The organism is Curtobacterium sp. PhB191 (assembly GCF_004346515.1).
GTDB lineage: Bacteria > Actinomycetota > Actinomycetes > Actinomycetales > Microbacteriaceae > Curtobacterium.
The window spans coordinates 187,983-211,273 of the sequence record NZ_SMBV01000005.1 but is presented as its reverse complement, the minus strand read 5'-3'; the positions used below and the strand labels follow the sequence as shown (position 1 = coordinate 211,273).

The 23,291-nt window shown below is 71.3% G+C and carries 17 protein-coding genes; 6 read left to right on the top strand and 11 right to left on the bottom strand.

From position 1 onward, the window contains the following. Positions 1–131 precede the first annotated feature (131 nt). Positions 132–2,828 (bottom strand): LuxR family transcriptional regulator, encoded by a 2,697-nt coding sequence (locus EDF48_RS10310; protein ID WP_131879785.1) that lies wholly within the window; start codon positions 2,826–2,828, stop codon positions 132–134. 487 nt (positions 2,829–3,315) lie between these two features. On the opposite strand from EDF48_RS10310, the gene EDF48_RS10305 reads away from it, so the two are divergent. Then, a complete protein-coding gene (locus EDF48_RS10305) occupies positions 3,316–4,806 on the top strand; it encodes an MFS transporter (RefSeq protein WP_131879783.1) in 1,491 nt (496 codons plus the stop codon). Between the two features lie 59 nt (positions 4,807–4,865). Here the strand turns inward: EDF48_RS10305 and hisN are convergent, their stop codons facing one another. The 4 genes from hisN to aroA all read right to left on the bottom strand — a co-directional run bounded on the left by hisN (position 4,866) and on the right by aroA (position 9,637). Further along, the gene (gene hisN / locus EDF48_RS10300; protein WP_131879781.1) at positions 4,866–5,648 is read right to left on the bottom strand and encodes a histidinol-phosphatase; all 783 of its coding nucleotides are present in this window, start codon (positions 5,646–5,648) and stop codon (positions 4,866–4,868) included. A gap of 18 nt (positions 5,649–5,666) precedes the next feature. Beyond that, positions 5,667–6,839, bottom strand: a complete 1,173-nt coding sequence (locus tag EDF48_RS10295) for a hypothetical protein (RefSeq protein WP_131879779.1) — start codon at positions 6,837–6,839, stop codon at positions 5,667–5,669. Positions 6,840–7,186: 347 nt separating this feature from the next. Further along, the gene (gene rsgA, locus EDF48_RS10290) at positions 7,187–8,254 is read right to left on the bottom strand and encodes a ribosome small subunit-dependent GTPase A (protein ID WP_131879776.1); all 1,068 of its coding nucleotides are present in this window, start codon (positions 8,252–8,254) and stop codon (positions 7,187–7,189) included. A 3-nt stretch (positions 8,255–8,257) separates the two neighbouring features. Beyond that, a complete protein-coding gene (gene aroA / locus EDF48_RS10285) occupies positions 8,258–9,637 on the bottom strand; it encodes a 3-phosphoshikimate 1-carboxyvinyltransferase (protein ID WP_131879774.1) in 1,380 nt (459 codons plus the stop codon). Between the two features lie 111 nt (positions 9,638–9,748). On the opposite strand from aroA, the gene EDF48_RS10280 reads away from it, so the two are divergent. From EDF48_RS10280 to EDF48_RS10270, 3 genes are read left to right on the top strand one after another with little or no spacing between them, the layout of a single operon-like run. After that, positions 9,749–10,516, top strand: coding sequence for a sigma-70 family RNA polymerase sigma factor (locus EDF48_RS10280; RefSeq protein WP_131879772.1), 768 nt, complete (start codon positions 9,749–9,751; stop codon positions 10,514–10,516). Continuing rightward, positions 10,513–10,755 (top strand): zf-HC2 domain-containing protein, encoded by a 243-nt coding sequence (locus EDF48_RS10275; RefSeq protein ID WP_111086426.1) that lies wholly within the window; start codon positions 10,513–10,515, stop codon positions 10,753–10,755. Before EDF48_RS10280 ends, EDF48_RS10275 begins: the two co-directional genes overlap by 4 nt. Positions 10,756–10,806: 51 nt before the next feature. Continuing rightward, positions 10,807–11,247, top strand: coding sequence for a GNAT family N-acetyltransferase (locus EDF48_RS10270; protein ID WP_111086422.1), 441 nt, complete (start codon positions 10,807–10,809; stop codon positions 11,245–11,247). Positions 11,248–11,324: 77 nt separating this feature from the next. On the opposite strand, the gene EDF48_RS10265 is transcribed toward EDF48_RS10270, so the two are convergent. Then, the gene (locus EDF48_RS10265; protein WP_207913246.1) at positions 11,325–15,083 is read right to left on the bottom strand and encodes a multifunctional oxoglutarate decarboxylase/oxoglutarate dehydrogenase thiamine pyrophosphate-binding subunit/dihydrolipoyllysine-residue succinyltransferase subunit; all 3,759 of its coding nucleotides are present in this window, start codon (positions 15,081–15,083) and stop codon (positions 11,325–11,327) included. A 166-nt stretch (positions 15,084–15,249) separates the two neighbouring features. Here EDF48_RS10265 and EDF48_RS10260 point away from each other — a divergent pair, with 166 nt between their 5' ends. After that, positions 15,250–16,689, top strand: coding sequence for a GuaB1 family IMP dehydrogenase-related protein (locus EDF48_RS10260; RefSeq protein WP_131846431.1), 1,440 nt, complete (start codon positions 15,250–15,252; stop codon positions 16,687–16,689). A gap of 357 nt (positions 16,690–17,046) precedes the next feature. On the opposite strand, the gene EDF48_RS10255 is transcribed toward EDF48_RS10260, so the two are convergent. From EDF48_RS10255 to EDF48_RS10240, 4 genes are all read right to left on the bottom strand, one after another. After that, positions 17,047–18,084 (bottom strand): hemolysin family protein, encoded by a 1,038-nt coding sequence (locus EDF48_RS10255; protein ID WP_131879770.1) that lies wholly within the window; start codon positions 18,082–18,084, stop codon positions 17,047–17,049. Next, on the bottom strand, positions 18,081–19,475 hold the full coding sequence (locus tag EDF48_RS10250) for a hemolysin family protein (RefSeq protein WP_131879768.1): 1,395 nt from the start codon (positions 19,473–19,475) through the stop codon (positions 18,081–18,083). Before EDF48_RS10250 ends, EDF48_RS10255 begins: the two co-directional genes overlap by 4 nt. Positions 19,476–19,632: 157 nt before the next feature. Beyond that, on the bottom strand, positions 19,633–20,715 hold the full coding sequence (locus EDF48_RS10245; RefSeq protein ID WP_131879766.1) for an NADH:flavin oxidoreductase/NADH oxidase: 1,083 nt from the start codon (positions 20,713–20,715) through the stop codon (positions 19,633–19,635). A gap of 10 nt (positions 20,716–20,725) precedes the next feature. Beyond that, positions 20,726–21,358, bottom strand: coding sequence for an HAD family phosphatase (locus tag EDF48_RS10240; protein WP_131879764.1), 633 nt, complete (start codon positions 21,356–21,358; stop codon positions 20,726–20,728). A 24-nt stretch (positions 21,359–21,382) separates the two neighbouring features. On the opposite strand from EDF48_RS10240, the gene EDF48_RS10235 reads away from it, so the two are divergent. Beyond that, complete coding sequence (locus EDF48_RS10235; protein ID WP_131879762.1) at positions 21,383–22,243, top strand: ADP/ATP-dependent (S)-NAD(P)H-hydrate dehydratase; 861 nt, start codon at positions 21,383–21,385, stop codon at positions 22,241–22,243. Positions 22,244–22,508: 265 nt separating this feature from the next. On the opposite strand, the gene EDF48_RS10230 is transcribed toward EDF48_RS10235, so the two are convergent. Further along, entirely contained in the window at positions 22,509–23,219 is a 711-nt protein-coding gene (locus EDF48_RS10230; RefSeq protein WP_243698084.1) for a YceI family protein, read from the bottom strand. Between the last annotated feature and the right edge of the window lie 72 nt (positions 23,220–23,291).

Genomic DNA, 23,291 nt, shown 5'->3' with positions numbered 1-23,291 from the left:
GCGGGGGACGCCGCGGTGCGGTCGCGTGCGGACTCCCGCAACGCGCGCCGCGTCCTGGACAGGGAAAAGGCGGACGGGAGGCCCGGTACCAGCTGGTACCGGGCCTCCCGTCCGCCTCGTGGTCGCTTCGACTACGTGAGCAGCGCGACCAGGTGGGAGCGCGACCGCGCGCCCACCTTGCGGTAGATCTGCGTGAGCCGCAGCTCCACCGTGCGCTGCGACATGAACAGCGACGACGCGATCTCGCGGTTGCGGTAGCCCTCCGTCACCTTCTGCACCACGGCGCGCTCCTCGGCCGTGAGCGAGGTGAGCACCGCGGAGGCGTCCGGAGCGCTCCGGGGCGTCCCCGGCATCGACGCGGACAGCACCGGTGCGGACCGGAGCGACGGCCCCGTGCCGAACGGCGGCATGGCCGCTGCCGGTGCGGGGGTGACGAGGGGACGGCGCATGCCGGCCGCCTCGTACGCCGCCGCTGCTGCCGCACCGAGACGCGGACGCTCGGCGGGGTTGCCGACCGTCGCGAGGGCCGCGAACGTCCGTGCCCGCTCGAACTGCGAGTCGTGCGGCTGGAACAGCTCCAACGCGCGGCGACGGGCGGTGTCCCGGGTGGTGTCGTCGGCGACGAGCGCGAGGCTCCTCGCCAGCACGAGCGCACCCCAGCGACCCGGTCGGGCGTGGTGGTCCGCAGCGAGCCGCGCGGTGATGGTGCGGGCGTCGTCGATCCGTCCGAGGCGTGCGTACGCCTCGACCAGGTCGCCGAGGTGCCGGAGCACCGCGGGGTTCCGCAGGGACCGACCGATGGCGTCCGCCGCTTCGAGTGCGGCGGCTGCCTCCTCCAGTCGGCCATCGAGCAGCAGGACCCGACCGCGGAGCGCGTGCAGCTTCGCCGTCGCACCCCACAGGCGGCTCGTCGAACGGTGCTCGAGGCACCGGTCCACGACCGCCAGGGCATCGGCGGAGCGCCCCTCGGCGAAGTGCCGCCAGGCGATTGCGATGGCCCGCGACGGCTCACGGAGCCGTTCGACGACCGAGGAACCGGCCTCCCAGACGTCGATCGCGCGGAGCGCCTGCCGGAAGTTCCCGGAGCGCACCTCGTTCTCGGCGGTCAGGTAGCGGGCTGCCTCGGTCCACACCGGCGCCGTCTGCGGGCCACGGGCGAGGACGAGTGCGAACACCCGACGCGCGCTCCGGTACCGCTCGGCGATGCTCAGCGCGTGGGCGAGGAGCAGCAGGGCCGGGTCGGACATCGCCAGCAGCACCGACGTCGCGAGCCCGTCGTGCAGGTCGGTGTCCGACGGCAGGGTGCCGTCGATCGCGGCGATGAGCTCCCGCGCGGTCGTCGTGATCTCCAACGTGTGCGGAGACGCCGACGCCTCGAGGGGCTCGACGCGGTGCAGCAGGTCCTTCGCCTGGTCGAGCTCCCACGCCTCGGCACGGAAGCACGCCACCATGGCCATCAGCCCGGCGACCGCGTCCACGTCGGCCGGCTCGGTCGCGTCCACCGACACGAGGAGTTCGTCCGCGTGCACGGCGTCGCCACTGAGGTACTGCGCCGAGTACTGCAGGCGCAGCCGGCGGACCTCGTGCGCCGTCGTCCGGAACGGACGGAGCGCGGCGAGGTAACGCGCGGCGAAGCCGAGCAGCCGGTTGCCGAGCAGGGCCTCAGCGACCCCGAGCAGCGCGACGAGCTCGTCCTCGGTGCCACCACCGACGTGCAGGGCACGCTCGGTGAGGGCGATCGCGGCGTGCACGTTGCCGTCCACCACGTAGGACCGTGCGGCGCTGAGCAACGCGACCACGTCGGGGACGTCGTCGACGAAGCTCCGGTGCCACGCGGCTGCCCGCGGGTCGGACTCGGCGCTCGCCGTGGCCAGCGCGGCGTGCGCCGCGCGGCGGTCACGGGCGGGCATCCGCCAGTACAGCGCGGACCGGACCAGGGGGTCGCGGACCGTCACGCTCTGGCCCCGCACGGTGGCGAGGCCTGCTCCGACCAGGTCGTCCAACTCGTCGCGGTCCCAGGCCGTGGTCTTCGCGACCGGCACCAGGGCGAGTTTCGCGAGGACGTCCAGATCTCGTCCCGCGGCGGACCCGATTGCGAGGGCTGCGAGGGCCTCGGTCGTCGGAGTGGGTCGGAGCGGGAGCACGATCGGCTCCGCACCGGTGAGCTGCTCGCGGCTGAGCACCGCGAGTTGTTCGCGGAGCGCGCCGGGGTTGCCACCGGTCTCCGCGGCGAGGACGGCGAGGACGCCGTCGTTCGCTTCTTCCGGTGCCATGGTCCGGGCGAGGATGAGCGCCTCGTCGGACGGCAGCGGCTCGATGCGGAGCGCCGGCAGGGCCGCGAGCGGACCGTCCGACGGCACCGAACGGACCGTCGCCACGACGCGCAGGGCGGTGCCTGCGAGTCGGCCGGCGAGGAACGCGATGAGCTCCTGGCTCTCGACGTCCATGCGGTCGAGGTCGTCGATCAGCACGAGCGTCGGCGGCAGGGTGAGGGCGTGCACGGCGTCGAGGAAGTCGTGCGCCGCCGCCAGTCCGGCGGTCACGGGGACCGCCGTCTCACCCGTCTGCAGGAGATGGGCGATGTGGGCCGTCGCACGAGGGTCGTCGAGCGCGGTGAACAAGGAGGTCACGCCGGCCAGCGGCCAACGGGATTCACTCCCGTTGACACCGACCCGCACGACGGGGAGGGAAACGCGGTTCGAGACCGCGTCGAGGACGCTGCTGCGTCCGGAACCAGGGTCGCCGACCACGACCATCGCGGACTCCCGAGGGAGTACAGCGAGGGTCGCGATCCGGTCGACCTCGAGACGTCGACCGGTGAGTGCCATGACTCACCGGCCTCCGGGCCCGGAAGCGGATCCTGCGGAGAGGTCGTCGGCGAACGCTGCGAGCGCTGCGACGGGGCGCCGTGAGGCGGACCGGACTGCTGCACGGTGGGTGGCCGTGTCGGAGTGCGGACGGATGGCGGCGACTGCGCGCGCGCCGGAGCTGTCGTGGATTGAATGCGGTCGACGAGTGAGGGTGCACTCGGTTCCGCTCGGGAACGATGATGTCATCGTCTGTATCACCCCTCGGGTTAGGGTCTTCGGACGAACACGGGAGGCCGTGCACGTGCACTCGGATCTAGGGAATCCAGGTGCTTGCGTGACCTTCCGTACGAGCACGATAACTCAGGTCCTGACCATCTGAGCCGCCCCGCGCACCGCGTATCCGGCAACGGTGCCCCCAGTCCGGGGGGCCATGACGAGGGGGTGTCACCCACCCGGGGGGTGGGTCTCGCCCGCCCGGAGGCCGGTCGGTGTACGAACGATGGTGATGTCCAGCGCTGACCCGACCGACGCCCGCCTCGACGACCGCACGCGTTGGAGGGCCTTCGCCGTGTGCGTCGCGGTGGCTGCCCTGACGATCCTCGACCTGTCGAAGGTCAACGTCGGGCTGCCGTCGATCGAGAAGTCCCTCGGCGCCACCAGTTCGTCGCTGCAGCTCATCGTGGCGGGGTACGCGCTGGCGTTCGGCCTCGCCCTCGTGCCCGCCGGTCGGCTCGGCGACCTGAAGAGCCGCCGTGCCCTGTTCATCATCGGACTCGTGGCGTTCACCGTGTCGAGCCTGCTCTGCGCCGTGGCGCCGACCATCGAGGTGCTCATGGTCACGCGGATCCTGCAGGGCTTCGCCGCGGGCACCCAGATGCCGCAGGTGATCGGGCTCGTGCAGCAGTTGTTCCGGGGCCCGGAGCGCGGACGGGCCTTCGGGCTGTTCGGCGCCATGATCGGCATCTCGACGGCGCTCGGCCCGACGATCGGCGGTGGCCTCATCGCGATCGGCGGTGAGGAGAACGGGTGGCGGCTGCTGTTCTGGATGAACGTGCCGCTCGGACTCGTCGCGCTGTTCTTCGCGATGCGGCTGCTGCCCAAGGGGGCGCAGGGACAGGCGAAGGACCGCGAGCTGGACATCGTCGGCATCCTGCTGCTCGGCGCCGCCATCATCACGCTGATGCTGCCGTTCGTGCTCACCACGGGTGCCGGCGACTCCGGTGCCCGGTGGCTCTGGCTGATCGCCTTCGTCGTGTTCCTCGGCCTGTTCGTGCTCTGGGAGGTCCGGTACAAGCAGCAGGGCAAGTCACCGGTGGTGCACTTCGAGCTGTTCCGGCTGTCGTCGTACCGCAACGGGCTGTCGATCGTGGCCGTCTACTTCGCGGCGATCCCGGCGTCCTTCCTGATGGTGACGCTGTTCCTGCAGGAGGGGCTCGGGCTGTCACCGCTGTTCGCCGGCATGGTGAGCATCCCGTTCGCGGCCACGAGCGCCGTGGGGTCCTACATCGGCGGACGGATCGTCGACCGGGTCGGACGGGCCCTGGTGGTCTTCGGGCTCTTCATGGTCGTCGTCGGCTTCGTGCTCCTCATGCTCGCCGCGGTGCTGACCCCGCCGGAGGTCACGCCGTGGGCGATGGCCGGGGCGTTCCTGGTCGGCGGGCTCGGCGGCGGGTTCGTGGTGTCACCGAACCAGACGCTCACCCTGGCCGAGATCCCCGTGGAGCAGTCCGGGGTCGCCGGGTCGATGCAGCAGCTCGGGCAGCGCGTCGGGACCGCGATCGGGACCGCGGTGGCGACGAGCATCTTCTACGGGATCGTGCGGGGTGCTGCTGCCGGGGGCTCCGGCGGGAGTCGGCTCGATGCGTACCACGACGCGTTCCGGAGCGGCACGACGTTCACGGTGTCGCTGATGGCCCTCGCGCTCGTGCTGGCGGTCGGCGACCTGGTGGTGCGGCGGCGTGCGGCTCGGCGTGAGGCGGCGGCTGCGGCCGCCTGATCGACTCGGAACGACACCCGCGACGTCATCCGACGTCGAGCGTGTCGTTCGGGGTCGTGCTAGCGGCGGATGACCTCGACGACGGCGTCGTGCACCAGGCCGTTCGTCGCGAGTGCACTGCCGTGCCAGGCCCCGGGGTCGCCGTCGAGTGAACTGAAGCGCCCGCCGGCTTCCTCCACGATGGGCACGAGGGCCGCGATGTCCCACGGCTTCAGGTCGGGTTCGCCCGCGATGTCGATGATCCCCTCGGCGACCAGCATGTACGACCACATGTCGCCGTAGGCGCGCGTCCGCCAGACCTTGCGGGACAGGTCGACGAGGGACTCGAGCCGGTCGTCGTCGTCCCACTGCTGGATGCTGTTGTAGCTCAGGCTCGCGTCGGACAGGTCCGCGACACCGGAGACGCGGAGGTCGCCGTCGAACGAGTGCGCGCCGAGGCCCTCGGCCGCCCACCAGCGCTTGCCGAGCGCGGGGGCGCTCACGACGCCGAGCACGGGGCGGCCGTCGACCGCCAGGGCGATGAGCGTCGCCCACACCGGCACACCGCGCAGGTAGTTCGCGGTGCCGTCGATCGGGTCGATGACCCACTGACGGTGCCCCTCGCTGGTCGCCTCGGCACCGGTGTTCGCCGTGGTCTCCTCGCCGAGGAACGCGTCGTCGGGGCGTTCCGTCGCGATCCGCTCGCGGAGGGCGTGTTCGACGGCCTGGTCGGCGTCGGTCACGTGCGTGCTGTCGGCCTTCTTCGACACGTGCAGGTCGGCGGCGCGGAACCGCTCGAGGCTGATCGTGTCGGCGATGTCGGCGAGCGAGCGGGCGAAGTCCAGGTCGGCGCTGAGGTCCACGGGTCGAGCGTAGCGGGGCTACGCGGCGACGACCTCTTCCTCTTCGAGCCGGGTGACCTCACGCTCGCGGGCGATGCGGGTGCGGCGGGCGACGAGACCGTGCACGACCACGCAGAGCAGGACGGCTGCGGCGAGCCAGAGCGCGAGCACCAGGGACGACCGGCCGAGCGAGGCGTCCGGGAAGTACTGCAGGTCCTGTGCCGCCTGCAGCCACGCGGCGCCGCTCCAGAAGGAGTGGAGCGCGGAGAAGAACCCGGGCACGAACGACGCCTGGAAGATGCCGCCGGACGACGTGAAGTTGAGCATCACGAACAGCATGGTGAGCACGGGTGTCGTCCACCGCCCGAGGACCGGGTGCAGGCCGACGCCGATCGCGACGATGATCGCGTCGTACAGCCAGGCGAACAGGAACACCTGCCAGTGGTGCGTGGTGATGACGCCGTAGATCGGCCCGGCGACGATGATCCCGATGCCGGCGACGACCCCGGCGGTGGCGAGGCCGACCACCGCGGTCCACACCGCGCGGAGCTTCGTCGCGACGGACGCCACCGCGATCGCCGATGCGTAGCCGCCGACGCTCAGGGCGACGAGCAGGAAGAACAGCCCCTGGCCGGTGCTGTCCTGTTCGCCCGTGGGGACGACGTCGACGACCCGGAACGGCACGTGCTGCTCGTACGCGATCGGCAGGAAGACCTTCTGCGCGGCGCTCGCGGTCGTCTCCGATGCCGCGGTCGACACGTAGAGCGTCGCGCCCGTGGTGGTCGGGGCGTACACGGCGGCCAGGTCGCGGTCGCGGATCTGCCGCTCGGCGTCCTTGGTCGACGCGACGACGTGGGCGACGAGGGCGCCGTCGGACTCGTCGGTGACGGTCTGTGCGAACACCTGGGTGGCGGCGGACTGCCCGACGATGCCGACCGGCAGTTCCTTCGGCGCGGGGGCGTGGAAGGCGCCGAGGTACGCCAGGCCCATGCCGGCGGCGAGGAACAGCGGCACGAGGATGTGCGTGGCGAAGGTCAGGAGCACCCGTCCGAGGCCGGCCGGGCGCAGGACGCTGTCGGTGCGCTGCGGTCGCGGTGCTCGGGAGGACTTGTGGGTGGGGGAGTGGTGCGCGTGCGACGTCGTTGTCGTGCTCGAGGACGGGGCGTCGACGGCGGGGGTCGGCGCAAAGTTGTACTTTGCAACTTCAGACACGAGGGTCCACTGTACAACACCGCTGCACACTTGTCGACGCGTGCTGGGTGGGGGTGCGGTCGGGCCGGGCGCGGTGGGACGAGGTGCCACGCCCGAGCACTCTCCGCCGAGGTTCCACAACATGCCGCGCGCCGTTCGCCGAGGTTCCACGAACGGCCCGAACCACCGCCGAGATGTGCAGATTTCGGAACCTCGACGGGCGGGTCGGGGCGCCGGAGTGGTCACGACATGCCGTGCGTCGGAGGTCGAGCGGCCACGAACCGTCGAATGCTGCTCCGTCAGGCGACAGTTCGTGACCCATCGGCGCACGCCGACGGGCGCGGGAGCGGGCGCGGGCGCGCGCCGGGCTACTCCAGGCCGGGGTCGGAGGCGCCCATGCCCGTCAGGAGTGCGCGGAACGAGTCGAGCCGTTCGACACCGGTGGCGCCGAGCTCGCCGTCCTGCACCCGGTCGACGATCTCCCAGTCGTGCGCCTGCGCCAGGGGGATGCCGTCCCGAGCGGGGCGCACCGGGATCGCGTGCGAGGCGAACGCGCGGAACACGTTCGCGGGGTCGACGTGCCCGAGGCCGAACGACCGCACGCCCGGGGTGTCGATGATCCACCCGCCGTCACGGACCCGCAGCGCGATCGACGACGACGAGGTGTGCCGCCCACGACCAGTCACCGAGTTGACGACGCCGATCGCCCGCGTCGACCCGGTCAGGGCGTTCACGAGCGTCGACTTGCCGACACCGGAGTGCCCCACGGTCACGGTGACCTTGTCGTCGAGCAGGTCGTGCAGGGCCTCGAACGGGACGTCGTCGGACCGGCTCGTCACGATCCGCAAGGAGAGGCAGGCGAAGTGCGCCAGGAACGGTGCCGGGTCGGCGAGGTCGGTCTTCGTGATGCAGAGGATCGGGTCGAGCCCGGCGTCGAACGCGGCGACCAGGTACCGGTCGATGAGCCGGGTGCGGGGCTCGGGGTCGGCGGCCGCCACGACGATGAGCATCTGGTCGGCGTTCGCCACGATGACGCGCTCGACCTCGTCGGAGTCGTCGGCACTGCGGCGGAGCAGCGTGGTGCGCTCGGCGACCTTCACGATGCGCGCCAGCGATCCGGGGTCACCCGAGACGTCGCCGACGAGCGACACGTGGTCGCCGGTGACGACGGACTTCTTGCCGAGCTCGCGCGCCTTCGTCGCCGTGATGACGTGCTCGGAATCGGAGCCGGACCCCGTCCCCACCAGCACGCCGAAGCGCCCACGGTCGACGTTCGTGACCCATCCCACGGGCGCGTCGTCGTACGTCGGCCGGGTCTTCGTTCGGGGCCGGTTGCCCTTCGGGTTCGGACGCACCCGCACGCTCGACTCGTCGTACTGTCCGTACGGTTCGTCCGCGTCGGAGTCGTCACCGTCGACGTCGTCCCACCAGCTCATGCGTCAGGCCCCCGCGTCCCCGGTCGACACGAGCGCCGCCCACAGCTCGGGGAACTGCGGCAGCGTCTTGGCCGTGCACCCGATGTCGTCGACGGCGACGCCGTCGACGACGAGGCCCACGACGGCGCCGGCCGTCGCCATCCGGTGGTCGTCGTACGCGGCCCAGCCGCCGCCGTGGAGCGCGGCAGGCTCGATGCGCAGGCCGTCGTCGAGTTCGTGCACCGCGCCTCCCGACCGGTTCACGTCCGCCGCGAGCGCGGCGAGACGATCCGTCTCGTGCCCACGCAGGTGGCCGATCCCGGTGATCTCGGTCGGCCCGCCGGCCAGCGCGGCCAGCGCGACGAGCGCCGGTGCGAGCTCGCCGCCGCGGCTGAGGTCCAGGTCGAGACCCGGCAAGGAGGCCCCGCCCCGGATCCCGACGCCGCCGTCGACGACCAGGTCGTCGCCGTCCCGGGCCACGGTCGCGCCCCACAGGGGCAGGAGCGTCTCGAGGTCGGCGCCGACCTGCGTGGTCTCGCGCGGCCAGGTGCGGATGCGGACGGTGCCGCCGGCGACGAGCGCGGCGACCGCGAACGGCGCGGCGTTCGACAGGTCGGGCTCGATGGTGACGTCGCGCGCGGCTATCGGACCGGGGTGGACGACCCACTCGCCGACCGCGGGTTCGTCGACGGTCACGCCGCGGGCACGGAGCGCGGCGACGGTCATCTCGATGTGCGGCAGGCTCGGCAGGCGCTCTCCGACATGGGTGAGGTGCAGGCCCTCGTCGAAGCGCGGCGCGGAGAGCAGCAGGCCCGACACGAACTGCGACGACGCCGACGCGTCGATCGACAGGGCGCCACCGCGCACCGAACCGGTGCCGGTGAACGCGAACGGCATCGAGCCGTCGCCGTCGTCGGTGACGTCGACGCCCAGGTCGACGAGCGCCCCGATGATCGCGTGCATCGGACGCTTGCGGGCGTAGGGGTCGCCGTCGACGACGACCGGGCCGACCGCCAGGGCGGCCAGCGGCGGCAGGAACCGCATCACGGTGCCGGCGAGGCCGCAGTCGACGCGGACGTCGCCGTGCATCGGTGCCGGGGTGATCCGGAGGTCGGGGCCGTAGGGGTTCGGCTGCGCGCCCGGTGCCGGCTCGACCTCGTCGATCCCGACGCCGAGCTGCCGGAGCGCCGCGATCATGAGCGCCGAGTCGCGCGAGTGCAGCGGCAGGCGGATGACGGAGGGGCCGTCGGCGAGGGCGGCGAGCACGAGCTCGCGGTTCGTCAGCGACTTCGAGCCGGGCAGCGCGACGTCGCCACGCAGGGGACCGCGCGCGAGCGGGGCGATCCAGGGGGCCGGGTCCGCGGCGGCCTGTGCACCGCTCTGGGAATGCGTCGTGTCTGCCATCGGTTCACAAGACTACTGAAACGATCGGGAGGACCCTTGGCGACAGCACTCGCACCCTCGCGGACGCGCCTACCCGGCGTGTCCACGTCGCTCGCTCTAGACTGGCCCGCGATGACGACCGACGAGCCGCAGGCAGCACCGCACGACCTGGTCGAGGCGACCGAGGAGCAGCTCGACGCGGTCGAGGCGGAAGAAGCGGACGACGAGTCCTTCGTCGACGCCAAGACCGTGTCGGCCGACGAACTCCGGGCCCTCTTCGAGACCCAGGCACTGCCCTTCATGGACCAGCTCTACGGTGCGGCGATGCGGATGACCCGCAACCCGGCCGATGCGTCGGACCTCGTGCAGGAGACCTTCGTCAAGGCGTTCGCCGCGTTCCGCCAGTTCAAGCAGGGCACCAACCTGAAGGCCTGGCTGTACCGGATCCTGACGAACACGTTCATCAACACGTACCGCAAGAACCAGCGGAACCCGTACCAGGGCACCATCGACGAGCTCGAAGACTGGCAGCTCGGCGGCGCGGAGAGCGTCACCCAGTCGATCTCCGCACGGTCCGCCGAGGCCGACGCGATCGACCACCTGCCGTCGTCCGCCGTCAAGGACGCCCTGCAGGCCATCCCCGAGGACTTCCGGATGGCCGTGTACTTCGCCGATGTCGAGGGCTTCTCGTACCAGGAGATCGCCGACATCATGAAGACCCCCGTGGGGACGGTCATGAGCCGCCTGCACCGTGGTCGCCGGCTCCTCCGGGGGCTCCTGGCGGACCACGCCCGTGAGACCGGCATCGTCCCGGACGCAGCGTCGACGGCGACGATGCGCGGACGAGGCCGGAAGACTGCCGCGACCGAGGGTCGCGTCGATGGGAAGGAAGCACGATGAGCGGCTGCGACTGCTCCAAGGCGAAGGCCGAGCTCGAGGAGTTCCTGCACGGGGAGCTCTGCCGCGAGGACGCGGCGGACATCCGTGAGCACATGGACGACTGCGAGGACTGCACGACCGAACACCGCGTCGGCGTCGTCCTGATCGAGACCGTGCGCCGCGCGTGCAAGGAGACCGCTCCGGAAGAACTGCGTGGCGAGATCCTCGCGCGCATCCGGCTGGAGCAGTCGACCCACTGAGGTCCTCCGCTCCGTCGTCACACGACGGGTCGGGTCGGTAGTGTCACGGACATGACCCTCCTCGTCGAGTCGATCACCACCTGGTCCGACACGGACGTCTCCGACGTCGCTGCCCTCGTCCGCCTGCTCGGCCACGAGGTCGACGACGCGGCGATGCGCGCACGCCTCGAACGGCTCACGCCCGAGGCCGGACACCGCACCTGGGTGGTGCGTGGGGACGACGGACGGCCGGTCGCCGTCGCGGGCGCGCAGGTCACCTGGGCGTACGCGAGCGACGAGCCGACGGCGCAGCTCCTGCTGCTGGTGGTCGACGACACGGCCAGGAGGCTCGGCACCGGTTCGGCGCTCATCGGCACCTTCGAAGCGTGGGCCGTCGAGCAGGGCGCGCGTCGCCTGAGCGCCGTCAGTGCGGCTGCCACGGACAGCGCGCACCGGTTCTACCAGAAGCGCGGGTACCACGACGCGGGTGTGCGCTACACGAAGATCGCGTAGCCGTCACGTTCCTCGCGAACGTTGAAGCGCCCCGTGCAGGAGCCCCTTGGACTCCTGCACGGGGCGCTTCCTGACGCTCAGGCCGACGCGCTCAACGCCTTCTCGATGACCTCGGTGGCTTCCTGTGCGGAGCGCTTCGACGACCCGGTGGCCGGCGCGGCACTCGCGGCACGGGCGGCGACGGACAGCGGCCGACCGTCGAGGTGCGGCGACAGGTTCATGCAGACGAACGGCCAGGCGCCCTGGTTCTCCGGCTCCTCCTGCGCCCACACGACGTCGGCGTCCGGGTAGCCGGCCAGCACCTCGAGGATCCGCTCGAGGGGGAGCGGTGCGAGCTGCTCGAGCCGGACGAGGGCGACGTCGGTGACCCCGCGCTTGTCCGCCTCGGCGCGCAGGTCGTGGTGCACCTTGCCGGAGTGCAGGACCACCCGACGCACCGCCGCCTTGTCGGGGTGGTCGGATGAGCGCAGACGGTCGTCGTCGATCACTTCCTGGAAGGTGCCGTTCGTGAAGGCCTCGACCGCGCTCGTCGCCTGGCGCAGGCGGAGCATGGCCTTCGGGGAGAACACGATCAGCGGCTTCTGCGGACGCTCCCACGCCTGGCGGCGCAGCAGGTGGAAGTACGACGCCGGAGTGGACGGGCGGGCGACGACCATGTTGTCCTCGGCGCACAGCTGCAGGTAGCGCTCGATGCGGGCGGACGAGTGGTCCGGTCCCTGGCCCTCGTAGCCGTGCGGCAGCAGCAGGACGAGGCCGGAGCGCTGCCCCCACTTCTGCTCGGCGGACGAGATGAACTCGTCGATGACGGTCTGGGCGCCGTTCGCGAAGTCGCCGAACTGCGCCTCCCACAGCACGAGTGCCTCGGGCCGCTCGACCGAGTAGCCGTACTCGAACGCCATCGCCGCGTACTCGCTGAGCAGCGAGTCGTAGATGGTGAACCGGGCCTGGTCCTCGGTGAGGTTCGACAGCGGCAGCCACTCCTGGCCGTTCGACCGGTCGTGGAACACCGCCTGGCGCTGGACGAAGGTGCCGCGGCGGGCGTCCTGGCCGGCGAACCGGACGGGCTTGCCCTCCACCAGCAGCGAACCGATCGCCATGAGCTCGGCCATCGCCCAGTCCACGCCGCCGTTGCGCGTCATGTCGGTGCGCTTCGACAGCAGCTGCTGCAGCTTCGGGTGGATCGAGAACCCGGCCGGCGGGTTGCTGTGCGCGTCACCGATGGAGCGGACGAGCTCTTCCGACACTGCGGTCTCGCGGACCTCGACCTCGGAGTCGTCCTGCTGCGCCGCCGGGCGTTCGAGCCCCTGCACGGCACCGTCGTCGTCGACCTGGATCACCGGGATGGTGCCGGTCTGCGCCTCGTGCGTCTCGGCGAAGGCACGCTCCAGACGGTCCTGGAAGTCGCGGTGCGCCTCGTCGTACTCTTCCTGCGTGATGTCCCCGCGGCCGACGAGGGCCTCGGTGTACAGCGTGCGGACGGACCGCTTCGCCTCGATCAGGTTGTACATGAGCGGCTGGGTCATCGAGGGGTCGTCGCCCTCGTTGTGCCCGCGGCGGCGGTAGCAGATGAGGTCGATGACGACGTCACGGTGGAATGCCTCGCGGTACGCGAACGCCAGGTCGGCGACGCGTGCGACGGCTTCGGGGTCGTCGCCGTTCACGTGGAAGATCGGCGCCTGGATCGTCTTCGCGACGTCGGTGGAGTACACCGAGCTGCGCGCCGACTCGGGCGGGGTGGTGAACCCGACCTGGTTGTTGATGACCAGGTGCACGGTGCCGCCCGTGCGGTAGCCGCGGAGCTGGGACATCTGCAGCGTCTCGACGACCACGCCCTGACCGGCCATCGCCGCGTCGCCGTGCACGAGCACCGGCAGGACGTTGGTCGAACCGGGGCCCTGCTTGTCCTGCTTGGCCCGGACGATGCCCTCGAGCACGCCGTCGACGGCCTCGAGGTGGGACGGGTTCGCCGCGATCGTCACGGGGATGCTCGAGCCGTCCGAGGTGCGGAACAGCCCCTCGGTGCCGACGTGGTACTTCACGTCGCCGGAACCCTGACCGGACACCGAGCCCGGCAGGGACGAGCCCTCGAACTCACGGAAGATCTGGCCGTAGGTCTTGCCGGCGATGTTCGTCAGGACGTTCAAGCGACCGCGGTGGGCCATGCCGATCGCGACCTCGGCAAGGCCGACACCGGCGGCGTGCTGGATGAGCGTGTCGAGGAAGGCGATGGTGGACTCGCCGCCCTCGAGCGAGAAGCGCTTCTGCCCGACGTACTTGGTCTGCAGGAAGGTCTCGAACGCCTCGGCCTCGTTGAGCTTGCCGAGGACGCGCAGCTGCTCGTCCTTCGACGGCTTCGAGTAGGGGACCTCGATGCGTTCCTGCACCCAGCGGCGCTGCTCCGGGTCCTGGATGTGCATGTACTCGATGCCGACGGTGCGGCAGTAGGCGTCGCGCAGGATCCCGAGGACGTCGCGCAGCGGAGCACTCGTCGTGCCGGCCAGCCCGCCCGTGACGAACTCGCGGTCGAGGTCCCAGAACGTCAGCCCGTGGCTCTCGATCTCGAGGTCGGGGTGCGTGCGCTGGCGGTACTCGAGCGGGTCGATGTCGGCCATCAGGTGCCCGCGGACGCGGTAACTGTTGATGAGCTCCTGCACGCGTGCGGTCTTGTTGACCCGGTGTGCCAGGTCGACGTTGATGTCGTTCGCCCACTGGATCGGCTTGTACGGGATCCGGAGCGCCGCGAAGATGCCGTCGTAGAAGCCGTGCTCGCCGATGAGGCGTTCGTGCACGTGCTTGAGGTACTCGCCCGAGCCGGCGCCCTGGATCACCCGGTGGTCGTAGGTGCTCGTCAGGGTGATGGTCTTGCCGATGCCGAGCTCGACGAGGGTCTTCGACGCCGAGCCCTGGAACTGCGCCGGGTACTCGAGGGCGCCGGCGCCGATGATCGCGCCCTGCCCCTTGGTCAGGCGGGGGACCGAGTGCACGGTGCCGATGCCGCCCGGGTTCGTGAGCGAGATCGTGGTGCCCTGGAAGTCGGCCGGCGTCAGCTTGTTGTCGCGGGCCCGCTTGACCAGGTCCTCGTAGGCCGACAGGAACTGGCCGAAGGTCAGGGTCTCCGCACGCTTGATGCTCGGCACGAGGAGCGACCGGGTGCCGTCCTTCTTCGGGACGTCGATCGCGATGCCGAGGCCCACGTGCGCCGGGGCGACGACGAACGGCTTGCCGTCGCGCTCCTCGTAGAACACGTTCTGGCTCGGGAAGTCCTTGAGTGCCTGCACCATCGCCCACCCGATGAGGTGGGTGAAGGAGATCTTGCCGCCGCGGGCACGGCGCAGGTGGTTGTTGATGACGATCCGGTTGTCGATCATGAGCTTCGCCGGGATCGTCCGGACACTCGTTGCCGTCGGGACGGTCAGCGAGGCGTCCATGTTCGACGCCAGGGTCTTCGCCATGCCCCGGAGCGGGGTCGCCACGTCCTCGTGGGTCTCCTCGTGGTCGTCGGCGGCGTCGTTGGCCTCGGCCGGGATCGGCGGCGGGGTCGGCTGGCGCGACGTGGTCTTCGCCTGGATCGGACCACCCTGCGCTGCCTGCTGCGGGGCCGGCGCGTCGCCGGTCGCGGGCTGCTGCGTGGTCGACTGCGCGGGCGTCGAGGACTGCTGGTCAGCTGCCGGAGCGCCGCCGACCTGCGTGCGGTGGTAGCTCTCGAGGACCGGCCACCAGGACTTGTCGACCGACTCCTTGTCCGCGACGAACTGCTCGTAGAGCTCGTCGACGAGCCACTCGTTCGCCCCGAATTCGCCCGCGGTCTCGTCCGTTCCGGTCAGATGGCTCGACACAGCCGATCGCCCACTCTCCGTCGATAGATGCTCGTGTGTGTCGTGCGGTGCAACCCTGCCCCGCACAGGTGCCAAGCCTAGCCGCTCGCACATGTCCGTTCGGTGTCAGCCGCGGCGCGAGTCGGGGCCCGGTCCGGCCTCCGGGCGGAGCCGTACAGTGGGGCCCATGAGGTTCTACGAGACGCGGCCGACACACGACCTGACCTACTCCGACGTCTTCCTCGTCCCGAGCCGATCCGGCGTGACGAGCCGCTTCGACGTCGACCTCGCGTCGAACGACGGCAGCGGTGCGACGATCCCGATCGTGAGCGCCAACATGAACTCGGTCACGGGTCCGCGCCTCGCCGCGACCCTGGCCCGGCGCGGGGGCCTCGGCGTCCTGCCGCAGGACATGCACCTGCAGGACCTCGACGCCGCGATCCGCTGGGTGAAGGACCAGCCGGTCGACTACGACACCGCCTACGACATGGGCTCGTCCACCACCGTCGCCGAGGCGCTCGAGCAGCTGCTGCCCGTCGCCGGTCGGGGCGTGGTGGTCCGCGACGCCGCCGGGGAGTACCTCGGGTGCGTCCCCGCCAGCCGGCTCGGCGACGCCGGTCCCGACGCGACGCTCGGCGACCTGCTGCACGGCGCCTCGACCGCGATCGACGCCGAGGACGCCGGCACGCCCCGCCACGTCTACGACGTCCTGAGCGGCGCCGAGGTCGACTTCGCGCCCGTCGTGCGGCACGGCAAGGTCGTCGGCACCACGAGCCGGACCAGCGCCATCCGCTCGGACATCTACACGCCGGCCGTCGACGTCTCTGGTCGCCTGCGCGTCGCGGCCGCGATCGGCATCAACGGCGACGTCGCCGCCAAGGCGCAGGCCCTCGCCGCCGCCGGGGTCGACGTGCTCGTGCTCGACACGGCGCACGGCCACCAGGAGAGCATGCTCCGCGCGCTCCGCACCGTCGCGGGGCTCCGGCTCGGCATCCCGCTCGTCGCCGGCAACGTCGTCACCGCCGACGCCGTCGCCCACCTCGTCGACGCGGGCGCGGACATCATCAAGGTCGGTGTCGGACCCGGCGCCATGTGCACCACGCGCATGATGACCGCCGTCGGTCGGCCGCAGTTCTCCGCCGTCCTCGAGACCGCCGCCGCCGCCCGGTCCCTCGGCGCGCACGTCTGGGCCGACGGCGGGGTGCGCTACCCGCGCGACGTCGCCCTCGCACTGGCGGCCGGCGCCTCGGCCGTGATGATCGGCTCGTGGTTCGCCGGCACCCTCGAAGCGCCGGGCGTGCTCCGTCGCGACGCCGCCGGCAAGGCCTACAAGGAGAGCTGGGGGATGGCGTCCGCGAAGGCCGTCCGCGAGCGCTTCGAGCGGCTCGACCCGTACGAGCGGGCCCGCAAGGAGCTCTTCGCCGAGGGGATCTCGTCGTCGACGATCTACCTCGACCCGGAGCGCCCGAGCGTCGAGGACCTGCTCGACATGATCACCACGGGCGTCCGGAGCTCCGCCACCTACGCGGGCGCCGCGTCGCTGGCCGAGTTCTCCGAGCGTGCCCTGGTCGGCATCCAGTCCGCCGCCGGCTACGAAGAGGGCAAGCCGCTCCCCGTCAGCTGGTAGCGCGCCGGCGGGCGCGGCCCTGGTCGCGACCACGAACGGACGGGAGGCCCGTGGTGAGACCGCCACGTGCCTCCCGTCCGCCATCGCGAAAGCGACAGATCCCTGCGGAACGTTCGCGGGAATCTGTCGCTTTGGCGGGACTGGCGGCACCGAGTCTCGGCTGGGCGACCGAATCTGTAGCGCCGGCCGTGAGATCGGTCGCTCACGCCGAGTCTCGCGGCTGGCCGCGGGGCGGACGGGAAGCCCGTGGCTGCGTTGCCGCGGGACTCCCGTCCGCCATCGCGAAAGCGACAGATCCCTGCGGAACGTTCGCGGGAATCTGTCGCTTTGGCGGAACTGGCGGGACTGGCGGTGCGGCTACCGGCGTCGGGTCGCGTCCTCGACCTCGCCGACGAGCTCCTCGAGGATGTCCTCGAGGAAGAGCACGCCGAGGGTCCGGCCATCGGCGTCGAACGCCCGCGCGACGTGGCGGCCCGCAGCCCGCATGGTGGCCAGGGCGTCCTCCAGGTCCATCTCCGTGTAGAGCGAGATGAGCTGGCGGATGCGCTTCGGCGGCACCGGGTCGTCGAACTCGTCCGGCCGCAGGTCGATGACGTCCTTCACGTGCACGTAGCCCGTGGGGGAGCCGTCCTCGCCGACGAGCACGTACCGCGAGAACCCGCGCTGCGCCACCGCACGCTCGACGTCCGCCGGGATGGCGTCCTCGGGCAGGGTGACGAGCTCGGCCATCGGCACGGCGACGTCGCGGACCTTCTTCTCGGTGAACTCGAACGCCAGGGCGAGCTTGCCGTCGTCGGTCAGGGTGCCCTCGCGGCGGGACTGCTCCACGATCGTCTGCACCTCTTCCACCGTGAAGGCGCTGACGGCTTCGTCCTTGGGCTCGACGCGGAACAGGCGCAGCACGGCGTTCGCGACCTCGTTCAGGCCGACGATGACCCAGTGCAGGCCGTGGCCGATGTACCAGAGCGTCGGCACGAGCAGCAGCGCTGCGCGGTCCGGCATCGAGAACGAGATGTTCTTCGGGACCATCTCGCCGAACACCACGTGCAGGAACGAGACGAGCAGCAGCGTGACCACGAACGCCACGGTGCCGACGACCTCGACGCTCCAGCCCGTCAGGTGCAGCGGCACCTCGAGCAGGTGGTGGATCGCCGGCTCGGAGACGTTCAGGATGAGCAGCGAGCAGACCGTGATGCCGAGCTGCGTGGTCGCGAGCATGCGGGTGGCGTGCTCCATCGCCCACAGGGTCATCTGCGCGGCCTTCGAGCCTTCTTCTGCGCGCGGTTCGATCTGGGAGCGGCGGGCGGAGATGACGGCGAACTCGGCGGCGACGAAGTACGCGTTGCCGAGCAGCAGCACGAAGAGCCAGAAGATCCCCCACCAGTCGGAGCTCATCGGGTGCTCTCCTTCGTCTCGGACCGCTTCGCGGTCTTGGTGCCGGTCTTCGTGGCCGGGATGATGATGGCGGTCGCCGCGGTGTCCGTCGGCGGGGGCGTCGGGGTCCAGCGGATGCGGTCGATCCGGCGGCCGTCCAGACGTTCGACCCGGAAGACACCGCTGTCGAGCGGGACCTCGTCACCGACGACGGGCAGGCGGCCGAGCGTCGACATGAGGAAGCCGCCGACGGTCTCGTACGGGCCGTCCTCCGGCACCCTCACGCCGGCGCGGTCCTCGAGCTCGTCGGGACGCAGCAGGCCGGGGAAGGTCAGCCAGTCGCGGGAACGGACCACGTCGATGCGCGCGCGGTCGTGCTCGTCGGAGACCTCGCCGACGATCTCCTCGATGAGGTCCTCGAGCGTGACGACCCCGGCGGTGCCGCCGTACTCGTCGACCACGATGACCATCTGGTAGCCGCGGCCGCGGACCTCGGCGAGCAGGGTGTCGCCCGGCATCGTCTCGGGCACGCGTTCGGCGTCGGTCATGAGCGCTCCGACGGGGACCTCCGGGCGCTTCTCGCGGGGGACGGCGACGGCCTGCTTGACGTGCACGATGCCGACGACGTCGTCCGCGTCCTCCTCGATGACGGGGAAGCGGCTGAAGCCGGTCTTGCGGGCGAGGGCGATGACGTCCTGCGCGGACTCGGACACCCGGATGGTGGAGAGCCGCGGGCGCGGCGTCATGACGTCGCTGGCGCTGAGCTCCGAGAACGAGATCGTCCGCTGGAGGAGCGTCGCGGTGTCCTGCTCGAGCGACCCCTCGGACGCCGAACGGCGGAGCAGCGAGGTGAGCTCCTCGGCGCTGCGAGCACCGGACAGTTCCTCTTGCGGCTCGATGCCGATCGACCGCAGCACGGCGTTCGCGGTGCCGTTGAGCACCGCGACCGCCGGCTTGAACACGGTCGTGAAGGCGATCTGCAACGGCACGACGAGCTTCGCGGTCTGCAGCGGCAGCGCGAGCGCGAAGTTCTTCGGCACGAGCTCGCCGAGGATCATCGACAGCAGGGTCGCGATGACGAGCGCGATGATCGATCCGACGGTCTCGACGATGCCCTCGGGCAGGTTCATCGCCAGGAACGGCGCTTCGAGCAGCTTCGCGATGGACGGCTCGAGCAGGTAGCCGGTGAGCAGCGTGGTCAGCGTGATGCCGAGCTGCGCACTGGACAGGTGCGTCGAGGTGACCTTCAACGCCCCGATGACGGGTGCCAGGCCCGGCTCACCGCGGTCACGACGCGCTTCGACGTCGGCGCGGTCGAGGTTGACCAGCGCGAACTCGGACGCGACGAAGACCCCGGTGCCGAGTGTCAGCAGGATGCCGCCGACGAGCATGACGATGTCGATCGGACTCATGATTCACCCCCGTCCGCGCACGGGGATGACGTGCAGCTCACCGAGTGAGCGGCGGATGAGTGAGGCGAAGAACTATTCGGGGGATCGTCCACAGTGCTGCCAATCGTACTGCCTGCCCGAGGGGCCGACCGAGAATCCGTTCAGGAAGGCCGCGCGTCTACGCCGTGACCCGCGCGCGGTGGTACTGCTGCGGCTCGTAGTCGACGGTCACGCCGAGCTCGACGGCCACGCGCAGCGGGAAGCCCGGGTCGCGCAGGAACTCGCGGCCCACCATCACCACGTCGGCCTGGCCGGTCGCGACGATCTGCTCGGCCTGGAAGCCCTCGGAGATCATGCCGACCGCGATGGTGCCGATGCCGGCGTCGCGCTTGATCGCCGCGGCGTGCGGCACCTGGTAGCCGGGGCCGACCGGGATCGGCGCGCTCGCGACGCTGCCGCCGGTCGAGACGTCGGCCAGGTCCGCGCCGTGCTCCGCGGCCCACCGAGCGACATGCGTTGTCTCGTCGAGCGTGACCCCACCGTCCACCCAGTCGGTCGCCGAGAACCGCACGACGATCGGGAAGCCCTCGCCGACCTCGGCACGGACGGCGTCGAGGACCTCGAGCAGCGCCCGGGCACGGTTCTCGAGCGACCCGCCGTACTGGTCGGTGCGGTGGTTGCTCAACGGCGAGAGGAACTGGTGCAGCAGGTACCCGTGGGCGGCGTGGATCTCGACCAGGTCGAACCCGGCCTCGACGGCGCGGCGAGCGGACTGCGCGAACGCCAGTGCGACGACCCGGATGTCCTCGGTCTCCAGCTCGCGCGGGACCGCGTAGCCGTCGAAGGCCACGGCGGACGGGGCGACGGTGGACCAGCCGCCCTGGTCGACGGGGACCGAACCGTGCGTGGACTCCCACGGGCGGAACGTCGACGCCTTGCGGCCGGCGTGCGCGAGCTGGACACCGGCGGCAGCGCCCTGCGCGTGCAGGAAGTCGACGATCGGCTTGAAGGCATCGCGCTGCTGGTCGTTCCAGAGCCCGAGGTCCTGCGGGCTGATCCGGCCTTCCGGCACCACGCCGGTCGCCTCGACGACCACCGCACCGGCACCGCCCTTGGCGAAGCCGCCCAGGTGGACGAGGTGCCACGCGGTCGGCACGCCGTCCTGCTCCTCGGCCGAGTACTGGCACATCGGGGAGACCCAGATGCGGTTGCGGACCGTCAGGTCGCGGATGGTGATCGGCTCGAACAGGGCGTGCGTCACGCGGGACTCCTCAGGGGACGGGCGCCGGCTCGGCCGCGAGTTCCGTCAGGAACGACCGCAGTGACGCCGACGACGTGTAGTGGTGGCCGACCGCCCCGATCGCTTCCGCGCCGGTGGCGTTCTCGGCCCTGTTGTCCACGAACACCATCTGCTGCGGCTCGATTCCCAGACGTGCGCACGTGTCGCGGTAGATGGATGCGTCGGGCTTCAGGACGTGCTCCTCGGCGCTCACCACCACCGTCTCGAACAGCGAGCCCATCGGGGAGCGTCGGTACGGGTCACCGAAGTCGAAGCCGGCGTTCGACAGCAGCGCCACCCGGGTCCCCGCGTCGTGCAGCTCCTCGACGATCGCCAGGGTCTCCGGTTCGACCTCGAACCACCCGGTGAAGTCGACCGCCCAGAACCGGTGGATGTCGGTGATGCTCCAGGTCCGCCCGACGCGCTCGCCGATCGCCCGCCAGTACGCCACCACGGACAGGTCGCCGCGGTCGAGGTCGTGGCGGAGCTCCTGGTAGGAGGGGAACAGTTCGTCGGCGGGCACCCCGGTCAGCTCGACGAGGGCGTCGCGCGACGCGTGCGGCGTCCGGCTGATCACCTCGCCGTAGTCGAAGACCACCACGCGACCAGGCAGGAACAGGCTCATGCGCTCCACCGTAACGTGGGGCCGGTGAACGACTTCGTGCCCGTCCAGCCGTCCGATGCCGCCGCGTGGGTCACCGCGCCGACGGGGGAGTCCACCAAGTACCGCCGCGGGGTGCTCGGCATCGCGACCGGCTCCGACCAGTACCCGGGTGCCGCGGTGCTCGGGGTCGACGCCGCGATCCACACCGGTGTCGGCATGGTCCGGTACGTCGGGCCGTCGCGGGCGTCGGACCACGTCCTGGCGCGTCGCCCCGAGTCCGTCGCCGGCGTCGGTCGGGTGCAGGCCTGGCTCGTCGGCTCAGGAATCTCGGCGTCATCGCTCGGTGACCTGGACGACACGACCGCCTCGGCCTTCACGCACGCTTCGGACGACGGCGTCCCGGTCGTGGTCGACGCGGGCGCGATCCCGCTCGTCGACCTCGGCCCGCTCGCCGTCCTGACCCCGCACGCGGGGGAGCTCGCGTCGTTGCTCGGCGTCTCCCGCGAGTCGATCGAGCAGGACCCGGCCGCAGCAGCGCTCCGTGCCGCCGCGCAGACCGGCAGCGTCGTCCTGCTCAAGGGCGAGCGCACGCACGTGGTCACGCCCGACGGGTCGGTCCGGTTGGTGGCGTCGTCGGCGACGCCGTGGCTCGCCGCCGCCGGTGCCGGGGACGTGCTCGGCGGGGTGCTCGGCGCGCTCGTGGCGTCGCGGCAGGGCTCCGTCGAGGCTGCGGGGTCGTCCCTGACGCCGTCGGACCTCGCGCACCTGGCCGCGTCGGCCGCGGTGGTGCACGGGCTCGCGGCGCGGCGGGCCTCCGGTGGCGGGCCGTTCCCGATGACCGGGCTCATCGCCGAGCTGCCCGGGGTCGTGCGGGACCTGGTCATCGACGGCGACGCGCGCGGGTAGCGGTCGGTGCGCGTGCACCTTCCGACGATCCACGAGGTGATCGACGCGTGTTCTGTCGGAAGATGCGCACGCAATGGGTACGTGCGCATGTTCCGACGGGACACCGCGGGTTCGACAGGTGGAAGGTCGCAACATGCGCACGCATGCGTGCGCGGGCGCGGCCTGGGACGCGAGCAGGGGACGGACGGGAGGCCCGTGGCGGGGCCGCCACGGGCCTCCCGTCCGCCTGTCGCGCACGTCACGGGCGTGACGCGCGTCGCGGACGTCAGCTCGCGGGGGTCGCGTGCACCAGGAACTCGACCGTGCCGGAGTCGTCGACCTTCACGAAGCCGAGGCTCGGCGCCTGCACGCCGTAGTCCGAGAACGTGACCGGGATCGAGCCGGAGATGTCGACGCCGTCGCCGTTCAGGCCGACCTGCAGGTCGGCGGTGACGTCCTTCGTGACGCCGTGCAGCGTGAGCTTGCCGGCAGCGGTGACCTTCGTCGTGTCCGAGCCGCTCGGGACCGCGTCGGCGATCGGCTCGGTGAGTTCGAACGTGGCCTCGGGGAAGGCGGCGGTGTCCATCGCGGAGTCGCGGAAGTAGGAGTCGCGCTGGTCGGAGTCGGTGGCGATGTCGGCGACCTGCACCGTGATCGTCGCCTTCGTGATGCTCGTGCCGTCGACGGTGGCGCTGCCGGAGACGCTGTCGGTGCGGCCGGTGACGGTGACGTCGGAGCCGTTGAGGACCTCGTGCAGGCGGTATCCGGCCTCGGAGTCGCCGCCGACCGTCCACGCGCCGGACAGGTCGGAGTCGTCGAGGGTGGAGGCCTCGCGGCTGGCGGCCACGGACGGTGCCGCCGACGCCTTCGCGTTCTCGTTGCTCGTGTAGACGTTCGTCGCGACGATCGCCCCGATGACGCCGAGCACGACGACGGCGGCGATGACGGAGATCCAGATGACGGCCTTGCGGCGCCCGCGCGGGGTTTCGGTGGTCACGAGCAAGACGGTGACACGTCATGGTTGGGGGAGCCTGGGATTCTCAGCCGGTTCGGGTGCGCTCGCTGCGGG